This window comes from Streptomyces sp. cf386 (assembly GCF_900103585.1).
GTDB lineage: Bacteria > Actinomycetota > Actinomycetes > Streptomycetales > Streptomycetaceae > Streptomyces.
In genome coordinates this window covers 373,519-391,762 of the sequence record NZ_FNHV01000002.1, presented here as the reverse complement: position 1 = coordinate 391,762, position 18,244 = coordinate 373,519, and the positions used below count along the sequence as shown (strand labels likewise).

Below are 18,244 nucleotides of genomic sequence, written 5' to 3'. Positions count from 1 at the left end.
CCCATGGGCGAACGCGCGGCGCACCTCCCGCAGCTCACGACGGACGGGCCGGACGACGGCATGGCCTCCCTCGTCCGAAGACTCTTCGACGCGCACGACGACGCACTCCCCTACCTGGCCCACCGCCAGGAGCTGGTCACCCGGGGCGAGTTACGGGACCGGGTGGCCCAGCAGGCCGCGGTCTTCGCCGGATACGGCATCGGTGCGGGCAGCACCGTCGGCCTGCGGACACCGCCCAGCTTCACCCAGGTCGAGGTGCTGCTCGCGCTGTGGCGGCTCGGCGCCCAGGTGCTGCTCTTCGACTTCCGGCTCAAACCCGCCGAGGTGACCGCGCTGTGCGCCACCTGCCGACCACAGTTCATGGTCAGCGCGGGTGTCAACGTCCGGGCGACGTTCGGTTTCCGGTCCGAGTACGAGGTCGTCACCGAACGCCTCGGCGGCGGTCGTCCGGCCGGCACCGGCCACCGGCTGGTCCAGTTCAGCTCGGGCTCCACCGGGCGGCCGAAGGTGATCGGCAGAACCGCCCGTTCCCTCGCCGCCGAGGTGGACCGGTTCACCAGCGTTCCGGGCATGCCGGGCGTGGACGACCGGCTGCTGCTGCTCAGCTCGACGGCGCACAGCTTCGGTCTGATCGCCGGGCTGCTGCACTCGCTCGTGGCCGGGGTCCGCGTCGTCTTCGCCCCGCGGATCTCCGCCCGCGACATCCTGCGGACCGCGGTGGAGCACCGGATCACCACCCTGTTCGGCGTGCCCATGCACTACGAGTTGCTCGCCGCCGCCTCCGATCCCCCCGCACTGCCCGGGCTGCGCGTCGCGGTGTCGGGCGGCGAGCTGATGCCCCCGCAGGTCGCGGCGCGGTTCGCGCAGCGGTACGGGATCGCGGTCGGCGAGTCCTACGGCACCACGGAGACCGGTGTGGTCGCCATGGACGCGGGCGGCACCCTGCGGCCTGCGGTCGGCCGGGCCGCACCGGGTGTGGTGGTCAGGGAGCACCAGGGCGAGCTGGACGTCGCCCTCGACGAGTCGCCGTACCTCTTCGACTCCGGGGGCACCCAGTACGCGGACGGCTGGTTGCACACCCGGGACCGGGCCACGGTCGACGCCTCCGGGACGGTGCTGGTGCACGGCCGCGCCGACTCCCTCGTCGTGATCGGCGGCCTCAAGGTGGACCTGTCGGAGGTCGAGAACGTGCTCCGCGAGCATCCGGCGGTCCAGCAGGCGGTCCTGGTCCACGAGGGCGTGACCGAGGCGTACGTCGCGGTCGCCGCCGGGGCCGAGCGGCCGTCCGCGGAGGAGCTGCTGCGCTGGTGCCGGGAGCGGCTGGCCGACTACAAGCTGCCGCGGCTGATCCGGGTGCTGGAGGCCCTGCCCCGCACGTCCAACGGGAAGCTGCTGCGGCAGGCGGCGGTGCTTCAGGCGGCTGCGCCGGACGGCGGTTCCTGACCCGGGCGCACCTGTGCCCCCCCCTCTCCCTTCCAACCCCTCACGTGGAGACACCGATCATGAGTACGTCGACCCTGGAAGACGAGATCCGCGAGTTCGTCCTGACCGCGGTCATCGACGAGATGAACGTCCTGCTGAGCCGCGAAGGCATCACGGACGACAGCCCGATGACCGTCGGCGGGCTGGAAGTGGACTCGCTGAGCCTGATCGAGCTGACGATGCGGCTGGAGTCGCGGTTCGGCGTGGAGATACCGGACACCGACATCGAGCCGCTGGCCTCGCTGACCCTCGGCGGACTCGTCGCCGAGGTGATCCGGCGCGGTGCGAAGGCATGAGTGAAGGCATGAGTACGGCCACCTTCACCACCGAATCCGTCCGCGAACTGCTGTCGGACCGCAACATCTTCCCGGGACTGCCCGACGACCTCGGCGAGGACGCCGAACTGGTCCTGGACTCGCTCGGGTTGGTGTGGCTCCTGCATGTGATCGAGGAGCGCCACGGCCTGGTCGTGGAGCCCAGCGACGAGGAGATCTCCGGGCTCACCTCACTGCGACGGCTCACCGCGTACCTGCGTGCCGTCGAGGAGGGCGGCCACGATGAGCGGTAGCGGTGAGGTCAGGGTGACCGGATTCGGGGTGCGTACCGCGTTCGGCGGCGGCGCCGACGCCGTGCGGCGCGGGGTCTTCGCGGGAGTCCCCGGGTTCGCGCCCACCACCCGGTTCGACACCGGCCCGTACCGTACGCCGATGGCGGCCGCCGCCCCCGACGGCCCCGACGCGGTCGAGGACTGGGCACTGCGCCACGCGCTCGCCGAGTGCGGTACGCGGGCCCTCGACATGGCGGGGCTGGGCGCGGGCACCCGGGCGGCGGTCCTGCTCGGCGTCGCGGGCGACCACACGAGCGTCACGCGGTACTGGCGCGGTGCCGGTGAAGGCGAGGCCGACACCGGTGCGGGCGCGGGCGCCGCGGCCGACCGAGCCGCCGACGCCGTACCCGCCCGGCTCACCGAACTGCTCGCCGTACGGCTCGGGTTGACCGGACCGCGGCTTACCTTCACCAACGCCTGTGTCGCCTCCGCCGCCGCGATCATCCACGGCTGTCGGCTGATCTCCTCCGGGCGGACCGACGTGGCGGTCTGCGGCGGCGGCTACCTGGTGGAGGAGGAGACCTTCGGGAAGTTCGACTCCGGGCGGGCGCTGTCCCGGGACGGCATGGTGCGCCCGTTCAGCGCGGACCGCAGCGGGCTGCTGCTGGGCGACGGGGTGGCGGTCGTCGTACTGGAGTCGGCCGAGCACAGCCGGCGCCGGGGTGCCCGGCCGCTGGCGTCGGTGGTGGGCTGGGGCGCGGCCACGGACGCCCACCACATCGCCCAACCGCACCCGCAGGGAGCGGGGTTGGCGCGGGCGGCGCGGCAGGCGATGCGGCTGGCCGGCGATCCGGACGGGACGGCCCTCGGCTACGTCAACGCCCATGGCACCGGCACCAAGTACAACGACGGCGCCGAGACCCGCGGCCTGCGCGCCGCCTTCCCGGATCGGGCGGAGTCGATACCGGTCAGCTCCACCAAGAGCACCACCGGCCACCTCCTGGAGGCGGCGGGCGTCGTGGAGTTCGTGATCACGCTGCTGGCCCTGACGGACGGGGTCCTGCCGCCGACCGCCGGATTCACCGCGCCGGACCCGGAGTGCGACCTCGACTACGTGCCGAACCGGCCGCGCCGGGCCGACCTGCGCCGGGCCCTCACCGTCAACGCCGCGTTCGGCGGCGCCAACACCGCACTCGTGCTGGAGCGGCCATGACGACCAGCGAGAAGTCCCCGCTCCGGGCCCCTCTCGGCATCCTCGCCACGGCGAGGGCCACCCACGGCACCGGCAGGGACGACGACATCCCGCTGCCGAGACTGCCCGGCTTCGTGGAGTCCGCGTTCAGCCCGCTGGCGTACGAGGTGAGCAGACAGTGTCTGACCGAGCGGCCCGGTGAGGGCTCGCGCACCGCCGTCGTGCTGGCCGGTCTGCTGGGCGACACCACCACCGCCGACCTGGCCAGCACGCGCATGGTCTCCGGCAAGGTGCACAACCCGCTGCTGTTCATGCAGGCCACGCCCAACTCCGTACTGGGCCACACCAGCCGGGAGTTCGGGATCACCGGGCAGATGTTCAGCATCTCCAGCGTCGACGACCCGGTGACCGAACTGCTGGCCATGGCGGATCTGCTGCTGGAGGACCCGGAGCTGGCCCGCGTCCTGGTGCTGGGCGTGGAGTTGGGCGGCGGAGAGCGGGTGGCCGCCATCCACCGGGAACTGACCGCCGACGGCCCCCCTGCCCTCCCCGCGTCCGCGGGGCTGGCGGCGGCGGCGCTGCTCGGCCGCCCCGGCGCCGAAGCACCGGTGACGATCCTGGCGGCCGAGGCACCCGCACCCGGGGCCGTCGACCGTCCCGGCGGCATACAGGGCCTGTTCGACCTGGCCGCCGCCCACCGACGGGTGCTGCGGGACGGCGGGAGCCACCTCCTGCCCGGCCCCAACGCGTTCGTCCTCACCACTGATACCGCCGACACCGCCGACGAGACGGAGACCCATGCTCATCAGTAGGCAGGAGCGGGCACGGATCTGCTCCGACACCGAACTGGGCGCCGGCAACCTCCTGGACCGCCTGAGGGCGTACGGCCGCCCGCTCGACGAACCCGTCCTGCGGACCGACGGCACCTGGCGGGCGCCCGACGGCAGCCGCCCCGAGGTGCTGACGCTCGGCGAGCTGTACGCGGCGGTCGAGGCGTACGCGGGCTGGTACGCCGCCCACGGTGTACGGCCCCGCGACCCGGTCGCCCTCCACTCCTACTCCAGCGCCGAGTTCGCGGTGAACTTCCTGGCGCTGACGTCCCTCGGCGCGATCCCGTCGTTCGTCAACGGCAATCTGGCCCAGGAGACCGCCCGGGAGTACGTACGCCGGCAGGGCGCGGTCGGCGCGTTCACGGACGAGGCCCATCGCGAGGTGCTCGCGGACTCCGGGCTCGGCTTCCACGTCACCGCCGACGACATCCGCCCGGAGCACCGCGCGTCGCTGCCGCCGTCGTACCCGTACCGGCACGACCCGACCGACCCGGTGCTCATCTCGCACTCCTCCGGCACCACCGGCATGCCCAAGGGCGTACCGCACACCCACCGCACCCTGATGTACGCCCAGTTGCACCGGCTGCGCTACTCCACCGGCACCGACATGGAGCGCACCCTGGTGGGGCTGCCGGGCGCGCACAACGCCATGGTGGCGACGCTGCTGTACTGCCTGCTGCTGCGCACCGACATCAAGCTGCTGTCCAGCCAGCGCGGCGCCGATGTGCTGGACGCCGTCGAGGAGTTCCGGCCGACCACCGTGCTGGCCTTCGCCGGGACGTTCGGCGAGATGGCCGCCGAGGACCTGACGAAGCGCGACCTTTCCAGCGTGCAGGTGTGGTTCAACACCGGGGATGCCGCGCACGAGGCGCACATCCGCGCCCTGGTGGCGTACGGCAGTCACCAGAAGATCGGCCGGGACCTGCGCCGCGTACGGGTCGACGGCTCGGTCTTCGTGGACGGGCTGGGCTCGTCGGAAGCCGGCTACTCCGTCTTCCACAACCGGCACACCAAGGACACCGACGCCTACTCGCGCCGCATCGGCAAACCGATCAGCTTCGCCGAGGCCGCCGTACTCTCGGAGGACGGCATCCCGCTGCCGCCCGGACAGATCGGCCGCCTGGGCCTCAAGTCCCCGACGCTCACGCCCGGTTACTGGAACGACTCGCTGACCTGGAACCGGATGCGGCTCGGCGGCTACTGGCTCACCGGGGACCTCGCCCACCAGGACGAGGACGGCAACTTCTACCACCTCGACCGCGCGCCGGACGCCGTCCGCACCCGGGCCGGCATCGTCTTCAGCACCCGCACCGAGGAACTCCTGCTGGCCGAGCTGCCCGAGCTGGCCGACTGCACGGTCGTCGGGGTCGCCCCGGACGGCGTACGGGCGGACTGGGACGGCGACGGTGAGGGCGAGGCGTACGCGCTGCTCCAGGTGACCGATGAGGACGCGGCGGACGCTGCCGGTGGCGACGAGGCGTGGACCGAGCGCGTCAACTCCGTGCTGACGGCCGCCGGATTCCCCCCGGTGCACCGGGCCCTGCGGATGAAGCCCGACGACGTGGCCAAGGGTGCCACCGGCAAGGTTCTCAAACGAGTGATGCGCGACAGGTTCGCCGCCGAGGAGCAGCACGCATGAGCAGCACGAGTACAGCCGACGGCGACGGCGTCAACCACCGCGCCCGGGCGAGTGAGGCATACCGGCTGTGGTGGCAGCACGACGCCAACTGGTACCAGGGCGTGGCCGCACGGTTCGGTCAGGAGGCCGCCAACGAGCTCAACGCCGAAGCGCTGCGCAAGGTCGCCCTGCACGTCGCACAGCGTGTCGGCCGCCTCTCCGGCCCGCTCCCCGACACCGGTGACACCCGCAAGGACCTGGAGGAACTGCGCCGCCGCTACGACGACTGCGGTGACCGGATGTTCCCGCCGGAGCTGCGCAACGCCTCCACGGAGGTCGAGGACGACGACCTGATCGTGCTCACCCTCAAGCGGAGCTTCGCCATCACCATGGTGCGGATGGCCGGTTCGCTGGACGGCTACCGCTGCCCCTGCACGGACATCCACGCGGGCTGGTCGGAGGGCCTCGGCGTGACCCTCACGGAGAACAGGGCCGAGAGCTGCCTGAAGGACGGCGCCAAAGCCTGCCGACTGCTGATGCGGATCGCCACGCCCCTGACCGCCGGCGGGGAGGGCTGACGTATGCGCGTACTGGTCGCCGGGGCCACCGGCGTGGTCGGACATCCGCTGGTCGGCGCGCTGCGGGCGCGGGGCCACGAGGTGAGCGCACTGGTACGGGACGCGTCGCGGGCCCCGGAGGCGGACCGGGTCGTGGTCGCCGACGCGCTCGACCGCGAGGCCGTGCTGTCGGCGGTGTCGGCGGCCCGGCCCGAGGTGGTCGTCCACCAACTGACAGCATTACGGCTCCTGCGCGACGACCCTCCGGAAGCCTTCGCGCAGACCGCGCGGCTGCGCACCGAGGGCACCGCCCACCTCGTCGAGGCGGCCCGCGCGGCCGGTGCGCGGCGGCTGGTCGCGCAGTCCATCGCCTTCGCCGCCGCACCGCAGGGCCCGCCGGTCCTCGACGAGGACGCCCCGCTGTACGTGGACGCCCCGGACCCCGGCTGGGCCGCCACCGTACGGGCCGTCGCCGAGCTGGAGCGGCTGGTGGCGGGCAGCGGCCTCGCGGGGATGGTCCTGCGGTACGGCACGCTGTACGGACCGGGGACCGGGTACGCCCGGGACGGCGGGACCGCGCTGCGGGTGCTGGCCGGGAAACTCCCGCTGCCGGAGGGCGGCGCCGGAATCACGTCGTTCCTGCAGGTGGACGACGCGGTGCAGGCGGCCGTAGCGGCCGTCGAGTCCGAGGCGACCGGCTGCCTCCACGTGACGGACGACGACCCGGCCCCGGCCGCACAGTGGCTCCCGCACTACGCCCGCACGCTCGGCGCCCCGCCCCCGCGCACCCTCCCGGCGGCGCTCGCGCCCCGGCTGCTGGGCTGGTTCATGACCCATCAGCTGACCACGGCACGTGGCGCGGCGAACGACCGGGCGCGTACGGCACTGGGCTGGAAGCCGGCGCATCCGAGCTGGCGCGACGGGTTGGGCCGGGAATGACCCTCTCCCTCTGTGTGATCGGCGTAGGTCCGCGCGGGCTGTCCGTCCTGGAGCGGATCTGCGCCAACGCCGCGGGCACCGCCCGGCCGGTCACGGTCCATCTCGTCGACCCGTATCCGCCCGGTCCGGGCGCGGTGTGGCGCACCGGCCAGCCGGGCGAGCTGCTGATGAACACGGTCGCCTCCCAGGTGACCCTGTTCACCGACGACAGCGTGGACTGCGCGGGCCCCTCGGTGCCGGGGCCCAGCCTGTACGCGTGGGCACGCATGATCGCGCAGGACACCGCGGGCCACCCGCTCCAAGTGCTCGACGAGGCACGCCGACTCGGCCCGGACTCCTATCCGACCCGGGCGTTCCACGGCCACTACCTGGAGTGGGTGTTCCGGCACCTCTTACATACCGCGCCCGAGGAGGTGACCGTCCGCACGCACCGGTCGACCGCGGTCGCGCTGGACGACACCCCCGACGGGCGGCAGACGGTGACGCTGGCGGACGGCGTCCGGCTGGCCGGGATGGACACCGTGGTGCTGGCGCTCGGCCATGCGGAGCAGCTCCCCGGCCAGGAGGAACGCGCGCTGGCGGGTTTCGCCGCCCGGCACGGTCTGACGTACGTGGGCCCCGCCAACCCGGCCGACGCCGATACGGCCGGGATCGCGCCCGGCACATCGGTCGCCCTGCGCGGCCTGGGGCTGAACTTCTTCGACCATCTGGCGCTGCTCACCGAGGGCCGCGGCGGCACGTTCAAGGAGAGCGAGAACGGCCTGGTGTACCTCCCGAGCGGCAACGAGCCGGTGCTGTACGCCGGTTCGCGGCGCGGGGTGCCCTACCACGCCCGGGGCGAGAACCAGAAGGGCGCGCTCGGCCGCCACCACCCCCGGTTCCTGACCCCCGAGGTGATCGCCGGACTGCGGCGGCGACCGGTCAGCTTCCGCCGCGACCTATGGCCACTGATCGACCGGGAGGTCCGGACCGTCTACTACGAGGCGTGGATCCGCGCGGCCCAAGGGGCCGGGGCCGCCGAGGAGTTCGTACGGTCCGCTCTCGCCGGCCGGTGTCCCGAGACGGACCTGCTCGACCGGTACGCGGTGCCCCCCGGCGAGCGCTGGGTCTGGCGGCGCGTCGAGCGCCCGTACGGCGAGCGCGCCTTCGCCGGCCGCGCCGACTTCCGGCACTGGCTGCTGGAGTACCTGCGGCGGGACGTCGCCGAAGCCCGACTCGGCAATGTGGACGGGCCGCTGAAGGCCGCGCTGGACGCCCTGCGGGACCTGCGCAACGAGATCCGGCTGGTGGTCGACCACGGCGGCGTCCTGGGCGAGTCCTACCGCGGCGAACTCGACGGCTGGTACACGCCGTTGAACGCCTTCACCTCGATCGGCCCGCCCGCCTTCCGGATCGAGCAGCTGATCGCGCTCGTCGAGGCGGGGGTGCTGCATGTCGTCGGACCGGGGATGCGCGTACGGCCCTCGGCCCGCGAGGGCGGCTTCCTCGTCGACGCGGAGCAGGTGTCCGAGCCGCCGGTGCTGGTCGGCGCGCTGATCGAGGCGCGGCTGCCCGGCATCGATCTGCGGGGCACCGCCAACTCGCTGCTGAGGTCGCTGTTCTCGGCCGGTGCCTGCGTCCCGTACCGGCTGGGCGGTCACGAGACGGGCGGTTACGAGACGGGCGGGCTGGCCGTGTCCGGCAGCGCGCCCCGACTGGTGGACGCGGCGGGCCGCGCGCACCCGCGCCGGTTCGCGTTCGGGGTGCCGACGGAGGGGGTGCGCTGGGTGACGGCGGTCGGCGTCAGGCCCGGCGTCGGCTCGGTGACCTTGGAGGACTCGGACGCGATCGCGCGGGCGGCACTGCTGCTTGCGCAGGATGGGAGTCGACGAACGTGAACGCGCTGTCCGTGGGCACCGACGCGGGCCTGCTCGCCCCCACCTGGGCGGACACTCCGGCGGCTGCCGAGGTGACCGACGAGGCCTGGCTGCAGGCCATGCTGGACGCCGAAGTGGCCCTGGCCCGGGCCCAGTACGCCGTCGGGCGTACGCCCGCCGCCGCGGTGGCGGCGATCGCCTCGGCGGCCCGCGCGGACCGGCTGGACCTCGTCGCCCTCGCCCGCGCGGCCAGGGCCACGGCCAACCCGGTGGTGGCGCTGGTCACCGCGTTCACCGAGCTGGTCGCCGCCAAGGACCCGGCCGCGGCCGAGTACGTCCACCGCGGGTCGACCAGCCAGGACATCCTCGACTCGGCGGCCATGCTGGTCGCCCGCCGGGTGCTCGGCCTGATCGCCGCCGACCTGGACCGTGTCCGCGCCGCCCTCGCCGCCCTGGCCGACACCCATCGGCACACCGTGCTGGCCGGGCGCACCCTCGCCCAGCACGCCGTGCCCACCACCCTCGGCCTCAAGGCGGCGGGCTGGCTCCAGCTGGTCGCCGACGCCCTCGTCCGGGTCCGGGCCGTCGCGTCCACGCTCCCGGCCCAGCTCGGCGGCGCGGCGGGCACGCTCGCGGCGTACGGGGAGTACGCGGTACTGGACGGCGGGCAGGGGGAGGGCGACGCACGGAAGGGCGAGGGCAACGGCATGCGGGGCGCGGGTGGGACGGAGTTGCTCCGACCGTTCGCGCAGGCGCTCGGCCTGGCCGAGCCGGTGCTCCCCTGGCACACCGCACGCACACCCGTCGCCGACCTGGGGGCGGTGCTGCAGCTGGTCACCGGGGCGCTCGGCAAGTTCGCGCTCGATGTGCAGACGCTGTCCCGCACCGAGATCGGCGAGGTGTCCGAACCCGCGGCGACCGGACGCGGGGCCTCTTCGGCGATGCCGCAGAAGCGGAACCCCGTACTCGCCACCCTGATCGTGTCGGCCGCCCGTCAGGTCCCCGCGCACGCCCTCGTCCTGGCGCAGTGCATGCTCGCCGAGGACGAGCGGCCCGCCGGGGCGTGGCACGCCGAGTGGCAGCCGCTCCGGGAGGCGCTGCGGCTGGCGGGCGGGGCCGCGCACACCGCCGTGGAACTCGCGGAGGGACTGGTCGTCCACCCGGAGCGGATGCTCGCCAACCTCGAACTGACCGGCGGCGCCGTCGTCGCCGAACGGCTGACGGTGGCGCTCGCCCCGGCGCTCGGCAAGGCACGGGCGAAGACGCTGCTGACCGCCGCCACGGCCGAGGCGTCCGACACCGGACGCCCACTCGCCGAGGTGCTCTCCGAACACCCCGAACTGTCGGCCCGGTTCACCCCCGCCCGCTTGGCGGAACTCCTCGACCCGGCCGGCTACACGGGCGCGGCCGACGCACTCGTCGACCGGGCGCTGCGCGCATACGGGGGCCTCGGCGCCATCCCTGACCTCGGAGGTCGCGGCGGCACCCCTGATCTCGGAGGTCCAGTCGGCACCCCTGACGAGGAAGGCATGCGATGACCACCGTGAGCAGCACCGAAAAACAGGCGTCGCCCACCCGCTCATGGCCCGTCCTCCTGGTCGTCGTCTGCGCCCAGATGCTGATCTGGCTGGACACCTCGATCCTCAACGTCGCGGTCACCACGCTGGCCGACCCGGCCGCGGGCCTGGGCGCCACCCCCGCCGAACTGGAGTGGGTGGCGAGCGCCTACACCCTGGTCTTCGCGGGCGCCCTCTTCGCGGGCGGCGCGCTCGCGGACCGCTTCGGCCCCCGGACCACCCTTCTCGCCGGACTGGCCCTGTTCGGCGCCGCCTCCGCAGCGGGCGCGTTCGCACCGGACGCGGGCTCGCTGATCGTGGCGCGTGCCTTCATGGGCGCGGGCAGCGCACTGCTGATGCCCGCGACCCTGTCGGTCATCGTGCAGAGCACCCCGGAGGAGAAGCGCACCCGGGCCATCGCGATCTGGAGCTCCTCCAGCGGTCTGGGGGTGGCGGTCGGCCCGGTCGTGGGCGGGGTGCTGCTCGACCACTTCTGGTGGGGTTCGGTGTTCCTGGCCAACGTGCCGATCGTGGCCCTGTGTCTGGCCGGGGTGGTGGCCGTGGTGCCGGCGCTGAAGGGACCCGGGCGCAGGGTGCTCGACCTGCCCGGCCTCGCGCTGTCGGTGCTCGGCCTCGGCGGTGTCGTCTACGGCATCATCGAGCTGGGCAACGGACGGACCTGGTACGGCGCCCACGTCCTCCTGCCGCTCGTCCTGGGCGGCGCCCTGCTCGCCGTCTTCGTGGCCGGTCAGCGTCGGTCCCCGGCGCCCAGCCTGGATCTACGGCTCTTCCGGCAGCCCGGGTTCACGGCCGGGAGCGTGGTGCTGCTGATCGCGTTCATGGCGCTGGCCGGGCACCTGTTCTACGCGGCCTTCTACCTCCAGGGACCCCGTGGCCTCTCCCCCGCCGACGCCGGAACCGTGATGATCGCCGCCGCCGTCGGCATCGTCCTGGGCAGCCAGGCGTCCCCGGCGATGAGCCGGCTGCTGTCGGCCCGGTGGACCATCGCGGCCGGAGTCCTGGCCACGGCGGCCACGTATGTCGGCTACCTGTGGTTCGGCGGAGGGACCCCGATCCCGGTCATCGCCGCGCTGCTGTGGGTGCAGGGTTTCGGGATGGGCCTGGTCGGCACGCCGGTCACGGCCGTGATGATGCGCGGGGTGCCGCCCCAGCTCGCGGGCGCCGGATCGGCCGTCAACAGCGTCACCCGACAGGTCGGCGGAACGCTCGGGGTGGCGATGGCGGGCTCGATCCTCTCCGCCGTCTACCGGGACCACATGGCGGACACCGCCCTGCCCGTCGGCCCGCAGGGCCTGTCGGCGGACGCGGCGGAGCAGGCCCGCACCTCGGCCGAGACGGCCCGCTCGCTGGCCGGTTCGCTACGGCTGCCGGAGCTGGCGGCGGCGGCCGACCGCGCCTTCCTGGACGCCATGTACACGGCCACGTTCTGGACGGCCGTCCTGGCCTTCGCCGGGTTCGTCGTGGCGGTCGTGGGCCTACGCGCACGGGACGTCAAGGGCAAGGACGTCAACAGCAAGGACATCAACAGCAAGAAGAGGGAAAAGGAAAGGGGCTGAAGTGGCGGGCACGAGGGAACAGGCGGCAGCTCGCTCGGTCTTCGTGACCGGCGGGAACCGGGGCATCGGACTGGCCACGGCCCGCCGCTTCGCGGCGGCGGGAGACCGGGTCGCGGTGACCTACCGCGGGGACAGGCCACCCGCCGACGACAACCTCCTCGCCGTACGGTGCGACGTCACGGACGCCGGGCAGGTCGACCAGGCCTTCAAGGAGGCCGAGGCGGCCCACGGCCCGGTCACCGTCCTGGTCGCGAACGCGGGTGCCACCCACGACCGGCTGCTCCTGCGGATGACCGAGGAAGACTTCACCTCCGTCATCGACACCAACCTCACAGGCGCTTTCCGGGTGGCCCGGCGGGCGGTGCGCGGGATGATCGCGCAGGGTCACGGCCGTATCGTGCTGATCTCCTCCACGGCGGCCCTGCACGGCGCCGCCGGGCAGACCAACTACGCGGCGGCGAAGGCGGGGCTGGTCGGTTTCGCCCGGTCGCTGACCCATGAACTCGGCCCCCGCGACATCACCTGCAACGTGGTGGCCCCCGGGCTGACCGAGACGGACATGAGCCGCGCGCTCACCGAGGAGCAGCGCCGGCACCTGCTCGCCCGGACCCCGGCCGGCCGCCTCGCCCACCCCGACGAGGTGGCCGACGCGGTGGCGTTCCTGGCCGGTGCGGGATACGTACGCGGCGCCGTGATCCCGGTCGACGGAGGGGCCGGACTGGGCCACTGACCCCTTCACTTCAGCCCCACAAGCAGGTGCTCTACGTCACAGACCCCACCCACTCCTCCTACAGCCGTGATCGATCCGCAACCAATTCCGGTCTTGACCGAGACCCATCAACCGGCTGCGTGATTACGCTCCGACCATGGCCGACACCCCCCAGCACACGGACCACCCCGTCACGGACCGCCCTGCCACGGACCGCCCCGTCTACGTCATAGGCGGCGGCCCCGGCGGACTCTCCGTCGCGTATGCCCTGCGCGCCCAGGGCATACGGGCCGTCGTGCTGGAGAAGTCGGACAAGGTCGGCGCCTCCTGGCGGCGCCACTACGACCGCCTCCATCTGCACACCACCCGACGGCTGTCCGGCCTGCCGGGACTGCCGATGCCCCGCCGGTTCGGGCGGTGGGTGTCACGGGACGACGTGGTGCGGTATCTGGAGAAGTACGCCGAATACCACGACCTGGAGATCGTCACCGGTGTCCAGGTGTCCCGGATCGAGCCCGCGCCCGACGGCTCCGGCTGGCTGCTGCACGCCACCGGCGGACGTGAACTGACCGGCGCCGCGGTCGTCGTGGCCACCGGCCACAACCACACCCCACACATCCCGGACTGGCCCGGCCGCGACACGTACACCGGCGAGTTCCTGCACGCCGGCGAGTACCGCACCCCCGCGCCCTACGCCGGCCGCGACGTCCTGGTCGTCGGCGTCGGCAACACCGGTGCCGAGATCGCCGTGGACCTGGTGGAGGGCGGGGCCTCCCGGGTGCGGCTCGCGGTGCGGACGGTTCCGCACATCGTGCGGCGCTCCACCGCCGGGTGGGCCGCGCAGTTCACGAGCATCCTCGTACGGCGGCTGCCGGTCGCGCTCGTCGACCGGCTCGCCCGGCCGATGGCCAAGCTCAGCGTGCCGGACCTGTCGGACCACGGTCTGCCGCGTCCCGACACCGGCCTCTACAGCCGCGTCAAGGCAGGATCCATCCCCGTCCTCGACGTCGGCCTCATCGACGCCGTGCGCAAGGGGCGCGTCGAGATCGTGGCCGCCGTCGACGGGTTCGAGGACGGCAAGGTCGCCCTCGCCGACGGCACCCGCGTCTCGCCGGACGCCGTCATCGCCGCCACCGGTTACGTCCGCGCCCTCGAAGACCTCGTCGGCCACCTCGGCGCGCTCGACGCCCGCGGCAGACCGGTCGCCCAGGGCGCCCGCCCCCCGGCCGGCGCCCCCGGCCTCTACTTCACCGGCTTCACCAACCCCATCAGCGGCAACCTCCGCGAGATGGCGATCGACGCCCAGAAGATCGCGAAGTCGATCGCCCGCGACCGCCGGGCCTCCCGGCTTCCGGTGACGTAGACGCCCTCAACTCTCTTACGTATATCTCTTGTTACTTGCGGGTCAGTTGTGACGGGAGAGCTGTACCGCGCCACCGCACGGGGCCAGAATGTGAGCACTGTTCAACTTTTCTGCTCCGCCCCCTCTCGCCCCGACGGAGGACGCACGTGGCAAGCGAAAGACAGCTCCCCCGAAACCCCCGGCTCTCCCGCCGCTCCCTTCTCGGCGGCGCAGCCGCCGCTGCCGGCGCCGCGACCCTCACCACCACCAGTGCCGGCACCGCCTCGGCCGCGACCACGCGCGACGTCGACGTCGCGATCGTCGGCGCCGGCCTGGCCGGCCTCACCGCGGCCCGCGACCTGGTCGCCGCCGGCAAGTCGGTCGTCGTCCTGGAGGCCCGCAACCGGGTCGGCGGCCGGGTCATGGGCCTGAACCTGGCGGGCGGCGGTGTCACCGAGGGCGGCGGCGAGTTCATCGGCCCCACCCAGGACCGCATCAGGGCCCTCGCCGACTCCCTCGGCGTGGGGACCTTCGCCACCTACAACACCGGCGACAACCTCCTCTACAAGGACGGCAAGAAGACCCCCTACGCCACCGACGGCATCCTCGGCTCGGTCCCGCCCATCGACGCGGCCGGTCTCGCCAACGCCGCGATCGTGCAGGCCACGCTCGACGACCTGGCCAAGCAGATCCCGGTCGACGCACCCTGGACCGCCGCCAAGGCCGACGAATGGGACCGCCAGACCTTCGAGACCTGGCTGCGCGCCAACGCCGTCATCCCGTCGGCCAAGTTCCTCTTCGACGTGGCCTGCACGTCGATCTTCTCGGCCGAGCCCCGCGAACTCTCCTTCCTGTTCGTCCTCTTCTACATCGCCGCCGCCGGCAACGCCTCGAACCCCGGCACCCTGGAACGCCTCACCGAGACCGCGAACGGCGCCCAGGAACTGCGCTTCGTCGGCGGCTCCCAGCTGGTGCCGATCAAACTCGCCGCCACGCTCGGCGACCGGGTGGTGCTCAGCGCCCCGGTGCGCACGATCACCAAGTCCGGCGCCCAGTACGCCGTGACGGCCGACGGCATCACCGTCACCGCCAAGAAGGTCGTCGTCGCCGCACCCCCTCCGATCGCCGCCCGCATCTCGTACGACCCCCTCCTCCCCGCCGCCCGCGACCAGCTCACCCAGCGCCTGCCGATGGCCTCGGTCGGCAAGGCCATCGCGATCTACGACACCCCCTTCTGGCGGGCCGACGGACTCAACGGCCAGGTCGTCAGCGACACCGGCGTCATCAGTTCCACCTTCGACAACTCCCCGCCCGACGCCTCCTACGGCGCCCTGATGGGCTTCATCGAGGCCGACGAGGCCCGCAAGCTGGACGCGGCGAGCGAGGCGGAGGTCCGGGCCGCCGTACTGAAGGACTACACGACGTACTTCGGCGCGAAAGCGGCCTCCCCCACCTCCTTCGTCCTGCAACGCTGGAACAACGAGGCCTACACCCGCGGTGGCCCCGTCTCCATCGCCGCGCCCGGCGTCCTGACCCAGTACGGACCCGCCCTGCGCGAGCCCGTCGGCGGCATCCACTGGGCCGGAACGGAGACCTCCACCTACTGGATGGGCTTCATGGACGGGGCGGTCCGATCGGGCGAGCGGGTGGCGAAGGAGGTGCTGGCGGTGCTGTGAGCGGCCCCGAGCGGCCGACCTCCCGGTGGCCCGCGCCCAACTTTGCGTGCACAGCCGTTCCTGACTGAGCGTCAGTTCCTTTAATCTGACACTGCGTCAGTTAATCGCTGTCACACAGGAGCGGGCGGACCGATGCTTGGATCAACCCACGGCACCCTCACCACCGACTCCCGCCGGGCCCGGGTCATCGCATGCGGCGAGCAGCCCGGGCCCGCCGTCCACGGCCGACCGGCCGAGGTCGACGATCTCGACGTCAGCGGCCGGCCGCTGCACTCCGGCGTGCCCGATCTGGACCGCTTCTTCCGGCCGGAGTCGGTCGCCGTGATCGGCGCCTCGGACGCCGAGGGCCGGCCGAACACCGGTGTCACCCGCCAGCTGATCGCCTGGTCCGAGCGGGTCGGCGCCCGGCTCCACCCGGTGCATCCGAGCCGCCCGTCCGTCTTCGGCATCCCCTGCGCTCCCTCCGTCGCCGACCTGCCCGAGCAGGTCGATCTCGCCGTACTACTGGTCGCCGACCCCCTTCCGGTGATCGAGGAACTGGCCGAGACCAAGGTGAAGTTCGCGGTCGTCTTCGCCTCCGGGTTCGCCGAGACCGGCGAGGAGGGCGCCGCCGCCCAGGACCGCCTCACCGCCGCCGTCGAGCGATCCGGGCTGCGGCTGCTGGGCCCCAACACCAACCTCAACGCCTTCGAGCGGTTCCGCGACGACCTGGGCGGTCCCGCGATCGCCCTGATCACCCAGTCCGGCCACCAGGGCCGCCCCGTCTTCGCCCTCCAGGAGCTCGGCATCCGGCTCTCCCACTGGGCGCCCACCGGCAACGAGGCCGACCTGGAGAGCGCCGACTTCATCTCCTACTTCGCCGAGCAACCCGAGGTCGGCGCCATCGCCTGCTACGTGGAGGGCCTCAAGGACGGCCGTTCCTTCCTGCTCGCCGCCGACCGCGCCGCCTGCCACGGGGTGCCGATCGTCGCCGTCAAGGTCGGCCGCACCGAGACCGGCGCCCGCACGGCCGCCTCACACACCGGCAAGCTGACCGGCGCGGACACGGTGGTGGACGCGGCGATGCGGCAGTACGGGGTGATCCGGGTCGACGGCCTGGACGAACTCCAGGACACCGCCGCCCTGTTGGCCCGCGCGCGACCGCCCCGCGCCGACGGCGTCGTCGTCTATTCGATCTCGGGCGGCACGGGCGCGCACTTCGCCGACCTGGCCACCGAGGCGGGGCTCGCCCTGCCGGTGCTGTCCGAGACCAAGCAGGCCGAGCTGCACCAGTGGATACCCGAGTACCTGAGCGTGGCGAACCCCGTCGACAACGGCGGCCATCCGGTCGGCGACCACCGCGGCCGGAAGATCATCGACGCCATCCTCGACGACCCCGCGGTGGGCGTGCTGATCTGCCCGATCACCGGCCCCTTCCCGCCCCTCAGCGACAGGCTCGTCCAGGACCTGGTGGACGCCGCCGAGCGGACGGACAAGCTGGTCTGCGTCGTCTGGGGGTCGCCGGTCGGCACCGAGCCGGCGTACCGCGAGGTCCTGCTCGGCTCCTCGCGCGTGGCCACCTTCCGCACGGTGGCGAACTGCATCACCGCCGTCCGCGCCTACCTCGACCACCACCGCTTCGTCACCGGTTACCGCTCCCCCTTCGACCGGGCCCCCCGCACCCCGTCCCCTTCCTTCCGCAAGGCGCAGCCACTGATGCGCCCGGGCCAGCAGCTGAGCGAACACGCGGCGAAGCAGTTGCTGCGGGCGTACGGAATCCGCGTCCCGCGCGAGCAGTTGGTGACGAGCGCGGCGGCGGCCGTCCGGGCGGCGGGACAGGTCGGCTACCCCGTGGTCATGAAGGCGTCCGGCGCGCGGATCGCCCACAAGACCGAGCTGGGCCTGGTCAAGATCGGACTGACCTCTGCCAGTCAAGTCCGAGACGCCTACCGGGAGTTGACCGACATCGCCCGCTACGAGGACGTCTCGCTGGACGGCATCCTGGTCTGCCAGATGGTCGAGCGGGGCGTGGAGATGGTCGTCGGCGCCACGCACGACGAGCTGTTCGGACCGACCGTGACCGTCGGGCTCGGCGGGGTGCTGGTGGAGGTGCTGGGCGACGCCGCCGTACGCGTGCCGCCCTTCGGCGAGGACCAGGCGCGGGACATGCTCGCCGAACTGCGCGGGCGGGCCCTCCTCGACGGGGTCCGGGGGCGCCCCCCGGCGGATCTCGACGCGCTCGTCGAGGTCGTCCTGCGTGTGCAGCGCATGGCCCTGGAACTGGAGGACGACCTCGCGGAGCTCGACATCAACCCGCTGATGGTGCTGCCCAGGGGGCAGGGCGCGGTGGCGCTGGACGCGTTGGTGGTGTGCCGCTGAGATGA

Annotated in this window: 15 protein-coding genes; all 15 read left to right on the top strand. The window is 73.0% G+C overall.

What is annotated here, in order from left to right; genetic code table 11:
* Window positions 1-3 precede the first annotated feature (3 nt).
* Entirely contained in the window at window positions 4-1,443 is a 1,440-nt protein-coding gene (locus tag BLU79_RS05990; RefSeq protein WP_093904542.1) for a class I adenylate-forming enzyme family protein, read from the top strand.
* A 59-nt stretch (window positions 1,444-1,502) separates the two neighbouring features.
* Window positions 1,503-1,778 carry an acyl carrier protein gene (locus BLU79_RS05985; RefSeq protein ID WP_177000882.1) on the top strand — a complete coding sequence of 92 codons (276 nt, stop codon included), beginning with the start codon at window positions 1,503-1,505 and terminating at the stop codon, window positions 1,776-1,778.
* Between the two features lie 8 nt (window positions 1,779-1,786).
* Complete coding sequence (locus tag BLU79_RS05980; protein WP_093904540.1) at window positions 1,787-2,050, top strand: hypothetical protein; 264 nt, start codon at window positions 1,787-1,789, stop codon at window positions 2,048-2,050.
* Window positions 2,040-3,242, top strand: a complete 1,203-nt coding sequence (locus BLU79_RS05975; RefSeq protein WP_093904539.1) for a beta-ketoacyl-[acyl-carrier-protein] synthase family protein — start codon at window positions 2,040-2,042, stop codon at window positions 3,240-3,242. The genes BLU79_RS05980 and BLU79_RS05975 overlap by 11 nt, the downstream gene beginning before the upstream one ends.
* Window positions 3,239-4,033 carry a hypothetical protein gene (locus BLU79_RS05970; RefSeq protein ID WP_093904538.1) on the top strand — a complete coding sequence of 265 codons (795 nt, stop codon included), beginning with the start codon at window positions 3,239-3,241 and terminating at the stop codon, window positions 4,031-4,033. Before BLU79_RS05975 ends, BLU79_RS05970 begins: the two co-directional genes overlap by 4 nt.
* Complete coding sequence (locus tag BLU79_RS05965) at window positions 4,020-5,690, top strand: class I adenylate-forming enzyme family protein (protein WP_093904537.1); 1,671 nt, start codon at window positions 4,020-4,022, stop codon at window positions 5,688-5,690. Before BLU79_RS05970 ends, BLU79_RS05965 begins: the two co-directional genes overlap by 14 nt.
* On the top strand, window positions 5,687-6,247 hold the full coding sequence (locus BLU79_RS05960) for a hypothetical protein (RefSeq protein ID WP_093904536.1): 561 nt from the start codon (window positions 5,687-5,689) through the stop codon (window positions 6,245-6,247). The genes BLU79_RS05965 and BLU79_RS05960 overlap by 4 nt, the downstream gene beginning before the upstream one ends.
* 3 nt (window positions 6,248-6,250) lie before the next feature.
* A complete protein-coding gene (locus tag BLU79_RS05955; RefSeq protein WP_093904535.1) occupies window positions 6,251-7,165 on the top strand; it encodes an NAD-dependent epimerase/dehydratase family protein in 915 nt (304 codons plus the stop codon).
* Window positions 7,162-9,042: an FAD/NAD(P)-binding protein gene (locus BLU79_RS05950; RefSeq protein ID WP_093904534.1), complete on the top strand. Its 1,881-nt coding sequence runs from the start codon at window positions 7,162-7,164 to the stop codon at window positions 9,040-9,042. The genes BLU79_RS05955 and BLU79_RS05950 overlap by 4 nt, the downstream gene beginning before the upstream one ends.
* Entirely contained in the window at window positions 9,039-10,559 is a 1,521-nt protein-coding gene (locus BLU79_RS05945; protein ID WP_093904533.1) for a nitrosuccinate lyase, read from the top strand. Before BLU79_RS05950 ends, BLU79_RS05945 begins: the two co-directional genes overlap by 4 nt.
* Window positions 10,556-12,154 carry an MFS transporter gene (locus BLU79_RS05940; RefSeq protein ID WP_093904532.1) on the top strand — a complete coding sequence of 533 codons (1,599 nt, stop codon included), beginning with the start codon at window positions 10,556-10,558 and terminating at the stop codon, window positions 12,152-12,154. Before BLU79_RS05945 ends, BLU79_RS05940 begins: the two co-directional genes overlap by 4 nt.
* Window position 12,155: 1 nt before the next feature.
* Window positions 12,156-12,884 carry a 3-oxoacyl-ACP reductase FabG gene (gene fabG, locus BLU79_RS05935; RefSeq protein ID WP_093904531.1) on the top strand — a complete coding sequence of 243 codons (729 nt, stop codon included), beginning with the start codon at window positions 12,156-12,158 and terminating at the stop codon, window positions 12,882-12,884.
* Between the two features lie 136 nt (window positions 12,885-13,020).
* Window positions 13,021-14,226, top strand: coding sequence for a flavin-containing monooxygenase (locus BLU79_RS05930; RefSeq protein ID WP_093904530.1), 1,206 nt, complete (start codon window positions 13,021-13,023; stop codon window positions 14,224-14,226).
* 146 nt (window positions 14,227-14,372) lie between these two features.
* The gene (locus BLU79_RS05925) at window positions 14,373-15,881 is read left to right on the top strand and encodes a flavin monoamine oxidase family protein (RefSeq protein ID WP_093904529.1); all 1,509 of its coding nucleotides are present in this window, start codon (window positions 14,373-14,375) and stop codon (window positions 15,879-15,881) included.
* A 132-nt stretch (window positions 15,882-16,013) separates the two neighbouring features.
* Complete coding sequence (locus tag BLU79_RS05920) at window positions 16,014-18,239, top strand: acetate--CoA ligase family protein (protein WP_093904528.1); 2,226 nt, start codon at window positions 16,014-16,016, stop codon at window positions 18,237-18,239.
* Window positions 18,240-18,244 lie beyond the last annotated feature (5 nt).